15 protein-coding genes are annotated in these 14,589 nt (G+C 48.2%); 11 read left to right on the top strand and 4 right to left on the bottom strand.

Annotated features, from left to right (window positions below; genetic code table 11):
- The first annotated feature begins 9 nt into the window (after positions 1 to 9).
- The 7 genes from MKX35_RS01180 to MKX35_RS01150 all read left to right on the top strand — a co-directional run bounded on the left by MKX35_RS01180 (position 10) and on the right by MKX35_RS01150 (position 8,945).
- The gene (locus MKX35_RS01180) at positions 10 to 870 is read left to right on the top strand and encodes a carbohydrate ABC transporter permease (RefSeq protein ID WP_076285188.1); all 861 of its coding nucleotides are present in this window, start codon (positions 10 to 12) and stop codon (positions 868 to 870) included.
- Between the two features lie 58 nt (positions 871 to 928).
- Positions 929 to 2,551, top strand: coding sequence for an extracellular solute-binding protein (locus MKX35_RS01175; RefSeq protein WP_179086720.1), 1,623 nt, complete (start codon positions 929 to 931; stop codon positions 2,549 to 2,551).
- Positions 2,552 to 2,630: 79 nt separating this feature from the next.
- Positions 2,631 to 4,586, top strand: coding sequence for an alginate lyase family protein (locus tag MKX35_RS01170; RefSeq protein WP_076300108.1), 1,956 nt, complete (start codon positions 2,631 to 2,633; stop codon positions 4,584 to 4,586).
- A 42-nt stretch (positions 4,587 to 4,628) separates the two neighbouring features.
- Positions 4,629 to 5,768, top strand: coding sequence for a glycoside hydrolase family 88 protein (locus tag MKX35_RS01165; protein WP_076300109.1), 1,140 nt, complete (start codon positions 4,629 to 4,631; stop codon positions 5,766 to 5,768).
- A gap of 244 nt (positions 5,769 to 6,012) precedes the next feature.
- Positions 6,013 to 6,426: a GNAT family N-acetyltransferase gene (locus MKX35_RS01160; protein WP_076300110.1), complete on the top strand. Its 414-nt coding sequence runs from the start codon at positions 6,013 to 6,015 to the stop codon at positions 6,424 to 6,426.
- Between the two features lie 217 nt (positions 6,427 to 6,643).
- Positions 6,644 to 7,276, top strand: coding sequence for an NAD(P)-dependent oxidoreductase (locus tag MKX35_RS01155; RefSeq protein ID WP_076300111.1), 633 nt, complete (start codon positions 6,644 to 6,646; stop codon positions 7,274 to 7,276).
- A 46-nt stretch (positions 7,277 to 7,322) separates the two neighbouring features.
- The gene (locus tag MKX35_RS01150) at positions 7,323 to 8,945 is read left to right on the top strand and encodes a bifunctional ADP-dependent NAD(P)H-hydrate dehydratase/NAD(P)H-hydrate epimerase (RefSeq protein WP_076300112.1); all 1,623 of its coding nucleotides are present in this window, start codon (positions 7,323 to 7,325) and stop codon (positions 8,943 to 8,945) included.
- Between the two features lie 7 nt (positions 8,946 to 8,952).
- On the opposite strand, the gene MKX35_RS01145 is transcribed toward MKX35_RS01150, so the two are convergent.
- On the bottom strand, positions 8,953 to 9,408 hold the full coding sequence (locus MKX35_RS01145) for a hypothetical protein (protein ID WP_076300113.1): 456 nt from the start codon (positions 9,406 to 9,408) through the stop codon (positions 8,953 to 8,955).
- Positions 9,409 to 9,440: 32 nt separating this feature from the next.
- Positions 9,441 to 10,340, bottom strand: coding sequence for an SDR family oxidoreductase (locus MKX35_RS01140; protein ID WP_076300114.1), 900 nt, complete (start codon positions 10,338 to 10,340; stop codon positions 9,441 to 9,443).
- Positions 10,341 to 10,469: 129 nt separating this feature from the next.
- Between MKX35_RS01140 and MKX35_RS01135 the strand changes: the two genes are divergently transcribed.
- The 3 genes from MKX35_RS01135 to sdaAA all read left to right on the top strand — a co-directional run bounded on the left by MKX35_RS01135 (position 10,470) and on the right by sdaAA (position 12,937).
- A complete protein-coding gene (locus MKX35_RS01135; RefSeq protein WP_076300115.1) occupies positions 10,470 to 11,051 on the top strand; it encodes a DUF4269 domain-containing protein in 582 nt (193 codons plus the stop codon).
- Between the two features lie 300 nt (positions 11,052 to 11,351).
- The gene (sdaAB, locus tag MKX35_RS01130; protein ID WP_076285196.1) at positions 11,352 to 12,062 is read left to right on the top strand and encodes an L-serine ammonia-lyase, iron-sulfur-dependent subunit beta; all 711 of its coding nucleotides are present in this window, start codon (positions 11,352 to 11,354) and stop codon (positions 12,060 to 12,062) included.
- Positions 12,059 to 12,937: an L-serine ammonia-lyase, iron-sulfur-dependent, subunit alpha gene (gene sdaAA, locus MKX35_RS01125; protein WP_042184434.1), complete on the top strand. Its 879-nt coding sequence runs from the start codon at positions 12,059 to 12,061 to the stop codon at positions 12,935 to 12,937. The genes sdaAB and sdaAA overlap by 4 nt, the downstream gene beginning before the upstream one ends.
- Before the next feature lie 28 nt (positions 12,938 to 12,965).
- Here sdaAA and MKX35_RS01120 read toward each other — a convergent pair whose 3' ends face one another.
- On the bottom strand, positions 12,966 to 13,268 hold the full coding sequence (locus MKX35_RS01120) for a hypothetical protein (RefSeq protein WP_042184436.1): 303 nt from the start codon (positions 13,266 to 13,268) through the stop codon (positions 12,966 to 12,968).
- Between the two features lie 61 nt (positions 13,269 to 13,329).
- On the opposite strand from MKX35_RS01120, the gene MKX35_RS01115 reads away from it, so the two are divergent.
- Entirely contained in the window at positions 13,330 to 13,527 is a 198-nt protein-coding gene (locus MKX35_RS01115; RefSeq protein WP_042184438.1) for a YwbE family protein, read from the top strand.
- A 103-nt stretch (positions 13,528 to 13,630) separates the two neighbouring features.
- Here MKX35_RS01115 and MKX35_RS01110 read toward each other — a convergent pair whose 3' ends face one another.
- On the bottom strand, positions 13,631 to 14,356 hold the full coding sequence (locus tag MKX35_RS01110) for an HNH endonuclease (protein WP_076300116.1): 726 nt from the start codon (positions 14,354 to 14,356) through the stop codon (positions 13,631 to 13,633).
- Positions 14,357 to 14,589 lie beyond the last annotated feature (233 nt).

Genomic DNA, 14,589 nt, shown 5'->3' with positions numbered 1-14,589 from the left:
TGATGGAAGATGAAAAAAACCAGAGGCGAAAAGCTGTTTTATATCTTTAACTGCGTATTTCTTGGGATTATTGCTTTGCTTGCGTTGTACCCTTTTGTGTATGTCTTATCCGCATCCATCAGCTCCTCCGACGCGGTCGTTACCGGCAAAGTGATCTTGTTGCCGAAAGATATTAACTTTGACTCCTATGCAAAGGTATTATCGGAAAAGGGAATTTGGATTGCCTACTTAAACACGTTCTATTACACCATATTCGGCGTAATGGCCAACTTGATTCTCACCATTTGCGGTGCGTATGCCTTGTCTAAGAAACGGATTATGGGGCGCACGGCCATCAGCTTCTTTATCGCGCTGACGATGTGGTTCCAACCGGGCATGATTCCGATGTATCTTAATTTCCGAGATTTGAACATGCTCGATAGCAGGTTCACAATTGTTATCGGATTCGCGATTACGACCTTCTATGTGTTCCTCATGAGAACGTTCTTCCAGGGCATTCCGGAGGAACTCGAGGAAGCGGCGAAGGTTGACGGAGCAAATGATCTGACGATCTTATGGAAGGTGTATCTGCCGCTGTCCAAAGCCGCTCTTGTGACGATCGGATTGTTCTATGCGGTGCACCGCTGGAATGGATATTTCTGGACGATGATCCTACTGAGCGACGAGAGCAAGGTGCCGCTACAAGTCCTGCTAAAGAAGCTGATTGTTGAGATGAACGTGAATGACGAGATGGGCAATATGGCGGTATATTCAAAGGAAACGATCATCTATGCGACTATCATCATTTCCATTATTCCGATTGTTGCAGCTTATCCCTTCATTCAGAAATATTTCGTCAAAGGGACCATGATCGGCTCCGTCAAAGGCTAGTGGCTGTTTCCAACTTTTTATTATGAAAGCAAGAAACCAATATTGGGAGGTCATGAATGTGGGTAACAAAAAATGGATGAAATCATCTGCAATAATCATGATGACAGTCGGTATGCTGCTGGCAGGCTGTAGTAATAATAACGCTCCGCAAAATAGCGGAAGTGCGGCGAATGATTCAAAAGAGTCAGACACAACCCAGTTGTCTGGGCACCTGATCGTCAAAGACCCGCTTGAACTGACGATCCACATGCACTACACAGATACGTTTATATACGATGATAACTGGCCTATCTTTAAAGAAGCGGAAGCTATGACCAATATTAAGCTGAAGGGAACCGCATCTAAGGCCTCAACGAATAGTAAAGAACTGTTCAATACAATGATGGCTTCAGGGAAAATTCCGGATCTGGTTCATCATCAAATTAAAGAGCAGTACGACAGCCTTGGGATTGAAGGGGCCTTTCTCGAGCTAGATGGATTGATCGAAGAACATGCACCGAACATTAAAAAGTTCTTGTCCGAACATCCAGATGCAGCCAAATTTATGAAGGCTTATAACGGCAAGACGTATTTTCTAAACTTTACTCCAGATGGTCCGGCTGCCAAGGGCTGGTTTGTACGCCAGGATTGGCTGGATAAGTTGGGACTTGAGCAGCCGAAAACGGTAGATGAGCTGTATGCACTATTAAAAGCATTCAAAGAAAAAGATCCGAACGGTAACGGAGTAAACGATGAAATTCCATACTTTAGCCGAACGAAGCTGGATGGGATTTACGATTTGTTGATCCAGTGGGGCGTGCGGGGCGGGGCCGATGCGGCAAAACGCGGATTTTACGCGGACAACGGTGTCGTCAAGTACGGCATGTATGAGCCGGGCTATAAGACGGCAATCGAGAATATTGCGAAGTGGTACAAGGAAGGCCTAATCGATAAAGAAATCTTCACCCGCGGAGCGAAAGCGCGTGACATTTTGCTCGGAGACAATATAGGTGGCATAACGCACGACTGGTTCGCCAGCACGGCTAACTTCAATGACATTCTTGCGACTAAGATTCCTGGCTTCTCCTTTGGTCCGATGACGCCTCCAGCGAATACCGAGGGCAAAGTCGTCGAAGAGAGCTCCCGTAAGCAGACGCATGCGAGCGGGTGGGGAATCTCGGCGGCAACTAAGCATCCCGTCGAAGCGATCAAATATATGGATTTCTGGTTCTCAGAGGAGGGCCGGAGATTGATGAACTTTGGTATCGAAGGAAAACACTACGATCTCGTGGACGGCAAGCCGAAGTTTAAAGAATCCATATTGGAAAATAAAGAAAAGACAGTGATTCAACAGCTTCAGGAAGAGGGAGGACAAATTGAGCTCGCCTTCCATCAAGACTATGCTTACGAAGAACAATGGACAAACGCGACTGCATTGAAAGGCATCAAGGAATACATTGATAATGGCTATATTATGGAGGCTTATCCGCCGATTTCGTATACGGATGAGGAACGGAGCGAATTTGAAGAGTTAAATGCTGGCGTACTGACTTATGTTGAGGAAAAGCTGCAGAGATGGGTGCTAGGTGTGGAACCGGTCAACGATGAGACATTCAGTAAGTATATCAAGGAATTGGAAGACTTAGGCATCAAGGATTTGCTTGCGTTAGAGCAAGTTGCATACGACCGTTACATGAAATAGTTGGCATCGCTCCTTCCGGAGTCTAGATGATTTCGGAGGGAGCATTCATAATCGAAAATAACTTAACGGAGATGGATAAATGAATCTGCAATCATTGCTGAAAGAGCAGATGACTACGACGGAGCTATTAGCTAACTTGCGTTCGCGGCTGGAGCCGATGGGTGAGAAGGGCGCCTATATCGCAGCACATATGCCTGATCACGTGCGCGAGACGATCGCGAATGCCGAATTCGCCTATCAAGGAATGATCATGCTTCCTGGCACAGGGGGAGTCAGGGAGTTTGTCGGGAATCCGCCTAGCTGGCTAGAGCGCAGACATAATGACAATGAATATTTATGGCAGCTGAACCGCATGACTCATTGGCAGGATTTACTGGAAGCCTACTCGCTCACCAAGGACGCGAAATACGGACTAAAGGTCATCGACGAAATGCTGGACTGGATCGAAACGGTCACTATTCCTGAGGACTTACTGGATAAGCCGATTGGCTATTTTACGGAATGCCATCCGCTGAGGGTTTTGGAGATTGGTATCCGGGGCTACAAAATTTGGCCGCTTGTCTTGGAGCATCTAGGCCGCTCGGAGCTGTTTACGGAGGTAGTATTAGAGCAGTATTTAACGGTCATTTACAAGCAAGTAAAAGCTTTGCGTAACGTGTCGCCTCAGCTGTGGCCTAAAGCAGATCATAACCATTATTTAATGGAATGTTTGGGCCTTCTGACGACTGCCCTTTACTTTCCCGAGCTGAAAGAAGCTGAGGAATGGAAGGCTTTTGCGATCGAGGGCATCGAAAAGTGCAGCATGGCGCAACTGACAGAGGACGGCGGTCAAATCGAGGGCTGCCCATCGTATCATAATGGCTGTATGTTCTGGTTTGGGCTGGCTGTGGTTCTGGCTAAGCGTTTCCAGTTTCAGTTCTCCCCAGCGTACATGGAACGGTTTAGAAAAAATCTGGATTACTCCATTTACTCGTTAAGACCAACCGGGAAATGTGTACCTGTAGGTGATTCCTATGCGAACCCGCTTGCTGTAATGTCCGGTGTTTATGGGTATTTTGCGTTGGATGATGTTTCCTGGCTGGGGCTAGCAACGAACTTGATCGATGTGACTGAGGTGGTACGGGAAGCAAGCAAGCATGTATGGAGAGCACTCGATGTTCGCCAATTCGTGGAAGAGCTGCATTCTCTGCAGGGCAGACAATTTGTATTAGATAAGCAGACGACATTCTGGAATCGTACGCTAGATCAAGCGATTATCCGCAGCGGCTGGGATTCGAAGGCTCTTAGCTTTTTATTTACATGTAAAAGCCCAATACAGAATGCCCATGCCCATATCGATTTGATGAGCTTTGATTTTACGGCGCTTGGAAAAGACATGATTTGCGATCCCGGATTTTTTTGTTATCGGGATGATGAAGACCGCAAACAGTTTAAGAGCTCAAATTATCACTCCACACTGCTGATCGATGAGCGAGATCATTTCGAGTATATTTCTCCGTTTAAATTCGGGCCGCAAAAGCCCGGTGGAATCTACAATGTAGAAGATAGAGGCTTCTACCGGCTCGCCAGTGCTTGTCATACCAACTACGATCCGGTTGTTCATTACCGGCATATTTCGCTAGTGGATAATCGATTCGTGCTTATTGCCGATCGGGTAGAAGGGCTGAATGACCATAGCGTTCAGCGCTATTTCCATCTAGATTTTGTCGAGGTGGAGGAGAACAAGAACGGTGTGGTCGCGACAAGTGATATTGCGAATCTGGCGATAGCGACAAGCCATACGGGAGAATTGAATCTCTTGGAGGGAAGATTATCCGATGAGACCGATCTCTCAAGGCCTTCGACAAGGGTCCGCTTTCAGGATAGATACAGCGGTACTATGACTTTCTTGACCGTGCTTATTCCTTTTCAAGGGGGGCAACAGCCTGCCGTTCAGATTATTGAAGAAGAGGAAGGTGTATTTAGCTTCGAGCTTGGAGATCAGTACTTGGTTTCGATAAACGAAAGAGATATGCACATAAGCAAACGGGCTTGAAAAGGGGGGACCCTTAGAAAGTTAAAAATAGGAGTGAGCAGATTGTTGAACCTTCAGGCTGATGATCAAATTTGGGTAGATAATGTCATTTCTAAACTAACGGACAAAATGGACGCCGTATGTGAACGATCAAGAAACAAAATTCCATACACGACAAGAAATGGCACGCACGACAATCAGATCGAAAAAGATATCAACTGGTGGACGAATGGATTTTGGGGCGGTATGATGTGGCTCATGCACCATGAAACCGGTGCTCAGAAGTACAAGGAAATCGCCAATTTCACGGAGGATGCATTGGATGCCTGCTTCCATCAATTCTACGGTCTCCATCATGATGTCGGATTTATGTGGTTGCCTACGAGCTTGGCCAATTATAAAGTGACCGGAAATCTGGAATCTCGTAAGAGGGCAATGCATGCCGCCAACTTACTTGCTGGACGATTTAATCTGGCAGGCGGATTTATCCGCGCTTGGAACGATGATACGGCCAGCGAAGATACAAGAGGGTGGGCGATCGTGGACTGCATGATGAATCTCCCGCTTCTCTATTGGGCGAGCGAAGAGACTAAAGATCCGCGATATGCGCAAATCGCAATGAGGCATGCGGACACTGCTCTAGAAGCTTTTATCAGGCCGGACGGTTCCGTGAATCATATCGTGGAGTTCGATCCGTTCCATGGAGGTGTGGTCCGAACTTACGGCGGCCAAGGCTACGAGGATGGCTCGTCCTGGACACGTGGGCAGACCTGGGCTTTATACGGCTTTATGATCAGTTATACGCATACGGGAAAGCCGGAGTATTTGCAGGCGGCCAAACGGGTGGCGCATTATTTTATGGCTAATATTCCGGATAACGGGGTTATTCCAATCGATTTCCGGCAACCGAAGGAGCCCGCTTACGAAGACTCCACGGCAGCGGTGATCGCAGCTTGCGGACTGATCGAGATCGCCCAAGTTGTTGGCGAGCTCGAAAAGGAGGTCTACCTGAACGCTACGCTGAAGCTCCTGAAAACAGTGGACGCTACTCGCTGCGACTGGACGACCGATTCCGATCATCTTTTAATGGGCGGTTCAGCAGCGTATCATCATAAAGACATTCATGTTTCAATCATTTATGGCGATTATTACTTTATGGAAGCTATTTTTAAGTTAAAGGGGAACGACCTATATTTGTGGTAGTAAAACGATATACCAGATCAGTTAACCAGATTATTGGGAGTAATCGCCTAGTTAATAAGAAGATAATACTTCATAAATTGAAAATCGTCGATAAAAATAGCCGCCTAGCCTATGTGCTAGGCGGCTATTATATATAAGACGGAGGCGAGTCTTGCCTGTGCACCATTGAGTCGTATATAGTTGGAACAGCAATGATGAACGGCGCTAAGTCTATTTTATTGTAAGATGCTAGGAGGAGAACGGTATGGGGACAACAGGAAAGCTGGATATACGTCATGAATGTCCTTCAGTGGAACAGTATTTAGCGCTGAGAAAAGAGGCTGGACTGAGTGCAATGAGCGCGGAAGGTGCTGCGATTGGGCTGCCTCGTTCTATTTTTGCGGTAACTTTGTATGAGGAGGATTCCTTGGTCGGGATGGGCAGGGTGATTGGCGATGGGGGATGCTTTTTTCAGGTTACGGATATCGCAGTGAAGCCTTCTTATCAGGGTCGCGGTTTAGGGAAATTGATCATGTGGGAAATCAGGGAATTTCTTCATACTGTACCGGACAAGGCTTATGTCAGTCTAATCGCGGATGGGGAAGCCTCTAAATTGTATGCACAATATGGCTTTGAATCGGTCATGCCACGTTCTCAGGGAATGTTTTTACGTCCTTAATGTGAGGACATGCTACTTAGTAGAGAGTGCCCCTTGTATTGGTGAAGGGGTTTTTCGTTTGGAAGTTAACGGATGCGATTTGATTTCAAATGGACCGCAGGGGATAAATAATGATTAAAGGTTGTAAGGGAAAGGCTATTGAGACGAGTATTGAAAAATATAAATAAGCAGGAAGGCCGCACGCTGGCCTTACCCGGAAAAAGTGAGGAAAAAACAGATGGATGTTGTAGTATTGGGTGCATCAGGAACGATTGGAAAGGCGATTGTACAGGAGGCTTTAAAAAGAAAACATGAGGTAACAGCTGCGGTACGGACTCCAGAATCAGTAACCCTTGAACATGAACGTCTGCATATCACGACTGTAGATGTTCTAGATCCTGCTTCAGTCGCAGCTGCAGTCCGTGGACATGAAGAGGTAATCAGTGCATACGGTCCAGCACTCGGCCAAGAGAAGGATTTGATAACAGCAGCTAAGGCAATTGTAGAGGGAATGCAAGAAGCTGGGCTAAATCGACTGTTAGTTGTGGGTGGTGCAGGGAGTTTGAAGACTGAATCAGGAGAGCTGTTGATGGATACGGCAGATTTCCCTGCTCAGATTAGACCACTGGCAGAGGCACATGCGGAAGCTTATGAAATTTACAAAAACACAGAACTGGACTATACGTATGCCAGTCCTGCTGCGGTAGTTCATTCAGGTCGACGTACAGGCCAATTCCGCATTGGACTCGACCGTCTCGTTTTTGATGAGAATGGCGAAAGTATAATCAGTGTAGAGGATTTTGCTGTAGCTATGGTGGACGAGCTGGAGGAAGGGAATTTTAGCCGGACGAGATTTACTGTAGCTTATTGATATCAAGCTAGTTGTGGATTGAAGTGTAGCGGAAAGGGGCCGAACCATGTATCTGGTAACTGCTGAGCAAATGCGGCGGCTGGACGGAGAAACAATCCAGCGGCTGGGGATTCCAGCTATTGCGCTGATGGAGAATGCGGGAAGAGTGATCGCAGAGGAGATCGTTGCGCTGTGCCGGCGGAGAGGTGGAGAGGGCTGCAGAAATGCAGCCGGATGGGAAGACGCCGGGAAGGATGCATTTCAGGTCAGCGCAGATCATGCGCTGACCTTGGACAATGCCGCCACCGAGCGATGGTTCATCCTCGTCGGCAAAGGCAACAACGGCGGCGATGGCCTCGCCGCCGCACGGTATCTTCGCGAGACCGGCATCGCCGTCACGCTCGTTTATGCGGTGCCGCCGGAGTCGCTCTCCGGCGAGGCCGCCCTGCAGCGCGATGTGGCTGCAGCTATGGGCCTTCCTGCCGTGGTATACGGCAGGGATCGGTTGGACCTTGCCGAGTGCAGCGGCATCTTGGATGCGCTGCTCGGCACTGGCGCCGCGGGAGCCCCTCGCGGCGCCTATGCGGAGCTGATTGCCGCAGCGAATAGCAGCGGCAAAGTGATCGTGTCCGCGGACATCCCGAGTGGTCTGAACGCGGACACCGGTGAAACGCATGAGCCTTGCATTCATGCGTCGGTGACGGTTTGCCTCGCGTTTCTCAAGCGAGGCCTCCTGCAATACCCCGGTGCAGGCGCAGCGGGGCATGTGAAGGTCCGGGCCATCGGCATTCCGTCTTCTTTGGCCCCTGAAAGCGGTGTGCAGGTTCACCTGCTGACACCGGAAGTGCTGCATGCCCATCTGGGCGTAGATATGGCCCGCCGGCGTTCGCCTGAAGGCCATAAGGGTACTTATGGGCATGTCCTTCTTGCTGCCGGCACCTTAAGAATGAGCGGCGCCGGACTGCTCTCTGCCCGTGCTGCGCTCCGGGCAGGCTGCGGATTAGTGACATGGGCGCTTCCTCAGAAGCTGCTGCCCTGTATCATCGGTTCTGCCCCTGAACTCATGTTAGCCGATGTTGGGGGCAATGAAGATGGAACCTGGCAAGCAGGGAGCGTTTCAGAGCTACTGAGGCTAAGTAAAGAGCGAGATGTTCTTGCCATTGGTCCCGGTCTTGGTCGGTTCGAGGCTGATACAGAATGGCTTCGCAATCTCTGGGAAGGGACGGATTGTCCTCTGGTGATCGATGCGGATGCTTTAAATATATTAGCTGACGCTGATTACAAGAGCTGGGCAAGTAGACGCCATCCGGTGATTCTGACGCCTCATCCAGGTGAGATGGCCCGTCTTGCTAGTATAACAACAGCTGAGGTGCAACGGGACCGCATCAGTCTGGCTATGGGATATGCGAAAGAGCATGGGGTTACCCTTGTATTAAAAGGAGCACATACGGTTATAGCAACGCCTGAAGGGCAAGCTTATGTAAACACCACAGGCCATCCCGGCATGGGTACTGGTGGAGCCGGTGATGTGCTAACGGGCATCATTTCCAGCCTGCTGGCTCAGGGACTTAATGAGGCGCAGGCAGCAGCTTTTGGTGTATATCTACACGGATTAGCAGGGGAGAGAGCCGCCCGTCAGCGGAATAATCCAGCGGCTATTATTGCCGGTGATATCATAGAAGCACTCTGAGTGCAGCTTATAACAGCAGCAAGCAGAGCAGCGGTAGAAATAGTGCAAACACAGGCAGTAACAGAGGGGAACGCTCTACACCCAGTTGCGTCACTCGTAGCAGCAGCAGTCCCAAAATTCCAGCCAGGCCCCACAGCAGTAGCTCTGCACCTTGTTCTGCTGCCAGCCATAGACCTGCACCGAAACCTGCGGCTACGTATACAACAAGGGAAACGATGTGGGATGTGGTACGCAGGAGGCGCAGCAGAACATCGGCTACTAGTGCGGCTGGCAGTCCATAAGCGTAAATCGCATAGGGGATCGAAAGTGGCCAACCCTCTGGTATGCCGTTATGTTGTGGAAACCCAAGCATAAGTAAGGAGATAAGGACGTACGTTAGCCCTGCGCAGGCTAATTTTGTTAAGGCATACATGCCGCTTGTTAAACGGACAGAAGGAATATCATAATCGGGCATCTTATTCATAGGTATACATTCCTCTCGTGGTGAGTTGTGTATCAGCTGGTGACCATATCTCCACCGTTGACATGTATACATGTCCCGGTAACATATGAAGAATCAGGGCCCGCTAAAAAGAGATATGCTCCTGCTAGCTCATAAGGCTGTGCAGCACGTTTAAAGGGTGTATCTGTACCAAAGATACTAACTTCCTCTGCAGAGTAGCTTGAGGGAATCAGTGGGGTCCATACCGGACCGGGGGCTACACTGTTGACACGGACGCCAGCGTCTACGAGAGATAAGGCTAAAGAGCGGGTAAAAGAGACCACCGCCCCTTTGGTGGAGGAATAATCTATGAGCTCCTTATTTCCTTGATAGGCAGTAATGGAAGCGGTATTAATGATGGATGCACCTTTTTTAAGATGTGGAAGTGCGGCCTGAGTGAGGTAAAAGAATGGAAAGATATTCGTCTGGAACGTCTGGTACAATTGCTCTTCTGTGATATTCAAAATACTTTTTTGTGGATATTGGACACCGTGATTATTGACCAGAATGTCCAGCTTGCCGAAGGTGCGAATCGTATGCTCCACAGCCCTGAAGCAGTTCTCTTTATGGCGTAAATCAACTTCAATCCTTAGACAGCGTTGCCCTAATTCTTCGATCCGCTTTTGAGTGACTTCCGCATCTGAGGCTTCGTATAAATAAGCTATAGCAATGTCTGCACCTTCTTTTGCAAAAGCAATGGCTGCGGCTTTACCAATTCCGCTGTCGCCTCCGGTGATGAGTGCAACCTTTCCCTTCAGTTTTCCACTGCCGATAATTTCCGGGTTTTCACTGATGGGACGAGGATTCATCAGACTCTCCAGGCCCGGCTGAAGATCTTGATGCTGTGGAGGAAAAGCAATAGGCTGCTCTTTACATACTGTCCGCTCCCCATAATAGGGGTAGATGGGATTCATTTTTTTGAAATAACCTCCTTGCGTTCTACCTTCCGTATATTTCTATGCATGCGCCCAGAAAAGCGTGCGCTGTCATCAATACATACATATGCGTTTATAAACCCGAGTCGGAGGAGGCGCTTGTCCAAAATGAATGATTGTCGAAATATCGATGATTTGATTCATGGAACCGCGGTTCAGAAAGAGGTCTATAACCTTCTTTTAGAGCTCGATATTATGAATTTGCTAACGGACTATAACCCTTTGTTGGTTGGGACAATACCGCTTGGAATTCAAGTGGAGGGCAGCGATTTGGATATCATTTGTGAGGTTTATGATCCTATGAAGTTTAAGGCGCTAGTTGTTCGATATTTTGGAGCCATGGAGGGGTTTGTTAGCGAATCACGAGTGGTTCAAGGCATTCCTCGAACGAAAATTAACTTTATGGTAAAGGGCTGGCCTATCGAACTGTTTGGACAGCCGAGGCGAACGGAGCTCCAGAATGGTTATTTGCATATGATCGTTGAAGCTGAAATTTTAGCTCAGATGGATGATGATTTTCGCGAACGGATCATTCTTTTAAAATCAAGCGGATGGAAGACAGAGCCTGCCTTTGCAAAAGCTATGGGATTAGAGGGCGATCCTTACGAAGCGCTGCTGGAGCTGGAAAAGCTTCCTCGGAGCGCTCTTCATGCTTTATGCCATTCTGTTCAAGCGAGGGAACAAGTATGATCTTGTCTTGAGAATCTCCGCGCAGCCGGTATTGCCAAGTGCCACCTGATGGTTATTGAAACCAATGAACATGGAAGAGGGTTCTGGGAAGGGATGGGCTGGCAGTATAGAGGTGGAATTATGCTGTGCTCCCAGGATATCTTGTGATACTCAGGACATGAAATAGAAATACTAGCCTTTGAATACGCAAAGTCAGGCATTTGGATATCACAGCAAATGTCACGGTGAACTCCGACTGCTAGTGCAGTATACTATATAGGAGTACGATAATTGCCTATTCTTGCAGGCAGGAGGTCTTTTATGCGTTTTAAGGATGTATTTTCAATTATTGGTCCGGCGATGGTCGGTCCTTCAAGCTCACATACCGCTGGGGCGGCACGGATCGGGAGGGCTGCAAGGCAGGTGTTGGGTGAAGTACCGCGTGTGGCTGAAGTAACGTTTTTTGGTTCTTTTGCAGCAACTTATCAGGGACATGGCACAGATCGAGCGATTGTTGGAGGGTTACTTGATTTCACTACTGACGATCATCGGCTTCCAGATTCCCTAGAACTGGCGGTCGAAGCCGGGATGGAAGTTTCTTTTAAGCAAGGAACAGGTCTGTTCCCACATCCGAACACCGTTAAGCTGCATCTCATCGGACAAGAAACAGGAAGTGAACTGACACTAACAGGGACATCTATTGGTGGCGGAAACATCGAGATTGTTGATATCGACGGTTTTGGAGTGAAGCTTACGGGGATCTATCCGACGGTTCTGATTAATCATATGGATTATTTAGGTGTTCTGGCGAGTGTTACGGAAGTGATGCGTAACGGACAGTTTAATATAGGGCATATGTCTCTGGATCGTAAGAATCGTAGTGGTGCAGCCTTAACGGTGCTGGAGCTGGATGAAGCGGCTACACCGGAGCTTATTGAAGCGCTTAAAGCGCTCACTGCTGTGAAATCCGTGAAGTTGGTTAATTTAAACGAAGGTAAGCAAGATGAGAAGGGGAAGGAAAGTTTAACATGAATTTTCAAACACTTAGCGAGCTGGCTGTATTGTGTGAGGAACGTGGTCTCACGATTGGAGCACTTATGCTCGAAGAGCAAAGCGCGGAATCCGGACGTTCCAGTGATCATGAATTTTCCACGATGCGTGAATATTATGGCGTGATGAAAGAGGCTGTTCATCGCGGGATGCATGAAGATACAACTTCGCGCAGCGGCCTTACAGGCATGGATGCCCAGCGGGTAGGAGCATACAACGCGGCTGATGAGCCATGCCTAGGTGGACCTGCAGGTCAAGCTATGGCTTACGCGCTGGCTGTATCCGAAGTGAATGCTTCTATGGGCCGGATCATTGCGACGCCTACTGCTGGTTCATGCGGGATTATTCCGGGTGTATTTCTCAGTTGTCAGGAACGGTTTGGCTGGGATGATGACTACATGGTATCCGGATTGTTCGCAGCCGGGGCCATCGGTTATGTCATCGCCAATAACTCCTTTGTATCGGGTGCGGAAGGCGGCTGTCAAGCTGAGGTAGGTTCTGCCATTGGGATGGCAGCAGGCGCGTTAACCGAGCTACGCGGCGGAACGCCTGCACAAGCAGTGCATGCTGTCGGGTTAGCACTTAAGAACACTTTAGGCCTGATTTGTGATCCGGTTGGCGGACTTGTTGAGATTCCTTGTATTGTTAGAAACGGATTCGGTGCAGTTACTGCACTTGCCGCCGCAGATATGGCACTGGCTGGTGTTCGTAGTGTGATTCCTTCTGATGAAGTTATCAAGGTCATGCTCGAGGTAGGCTCAGCTATGCCAGAGAAACACCGCGAGACTGCAGGGGGCGGTTTAGCACAGACACCTACCGGCCGTAAAATCATGCAGGATTTACGCAAAAAGAAGTAATTAATACGTCTCAAATCACAATTTGTATTTAGAGCAGTTTGAAACGTTCCAGTTGATCCCATTGACCTTCTTGTCGAAGGATTTCTGCCTGCCTAGGTCCAATGAGGTCAAAGTGGGGAAACGATGAACGATTATGAATATATTGGGCAGGCAATCCATTCTCCTCGCACCAGTGTTTCAGTGTGGTAAGATCACTACAGCCCACCTTGGTGACGGTAGTGATGCCGGGAAAGCGTGGATCCAGCCAATAATGAGTCAAGAAGGCGATCTCTCCTGCGGAGACCGCTTTTTTCCACCGGGATAATTCTTCTCTATTGATGCCGAAGGCCATAACGTCTCATCCTTATCTATTGTAGTTGACAACATTATAACCCATGAAAGGGGATTACATTATGAACGGACAAGTAAGAGCGGATATTCGTCCTGGGCTTGAAGTGGATATTGTACTTAAGCAGGATCAGCCTACAGGCAAGCTAACACACGGTACGGTGAAAGATATTCTCACGAACTCGCCTCGACATCCGCATGGCATTAAGGTCAGATTGACTAGCGGACAGGTAGGACGAGTTAAGAATATTACAGGCAACTAAATAAACTACACTTCTCCACATTAAAAAGCGACCCTAATCTCGGAGGCTGTTCTGTTCACGGAAACAGAACAACCTACGAATTAGGGCTTTTTGGTTTAAGTTGTTATATTCGGCCCATAAAATCCTCAACAGATTTATCAGCTTTAGTCTGATTACATAACGTGCAAGCGCAGACGCAATTATCTGGGGTTGTATGCCCCCCTTTAGCACGAGGTAGTAAATGATCAATGGTGTCCCCATAAGCGCCGCAGAAGTAGCAGGTGTAATTGTCTCTGGCTAGTATATAAGCGCGAAAATCCTTATTACTATACAATCGTCGAATAGTTCGACGGTTTACAACGATAGCGGCATGTTCCCTGACCAGGGTAATTGCAAGCTCTAGATCAATCTCCTGATGCCAGCGCCGTCCCTTGTCGCTATGACCGCGCATTAGAATCATCCCTTTGGTAGAAGGAATCAATTGGGTTGGATCTTCGGGATTTAGCTTTGTGCCTTGAGCATGCGGACTTTTTCTTCGCTGTTCCAAACCTCGTACGCGTCGGTTCGGATTAGATTGTCCTGAAGAAGCAGCAGCGGAAGACGGCTTTCCCTCTTTGGGACGCTCCAATAGAGTGTGCTGATGGGTTTGGATCGTATCAAGCTTCACCAGTAAGGGGTTTGCTGTGAGTTTTATATTTAGTGTTTCCCGTTGTTTGCGACATTCACGGCAGGCACCACGGCGTGACTGCCCCTTGGAACGTTTTCCTGTACGTCTGCGAAATTCTGTGTGCGGCTTCAGCTTGTGGCAATAAGCACACTGCTTGGTAGATAGAAGGTCGGTATCGTTCATAGATATGTTAGGTGCAGCGCATGTGTACGCATGTCCTGTCTCCTTGTTTTTGAAATATAAACTATAAGTTCCACACCATAATTTATGTCTTGGATTTCTCGCTTATAAGGACGTAGAAGTTGTTTATGCTTTGGATTCAATGATGTTTATTTATGAGTTCCGTTAAGTGAAATGTTAGCTTCTAAACTTAGTATAACGTAAAGCGCTGCTGTTCACATCGTACGTAAAAAAAC

Source organism: Paenibacillus sp. FSL R5-0923, from assembly GCF_038009145.1.
Lineage (GTDB): Bacteria > Bacillota > Bacilli > Paenibacillales > Paenibacillaceae > Paenibacillus_AQ.
The sequence above is the reverse complement of the archived record's forward strand: the minus strand, read 5'-3'. Positions and strand labels throughout refer to the sequence as shown.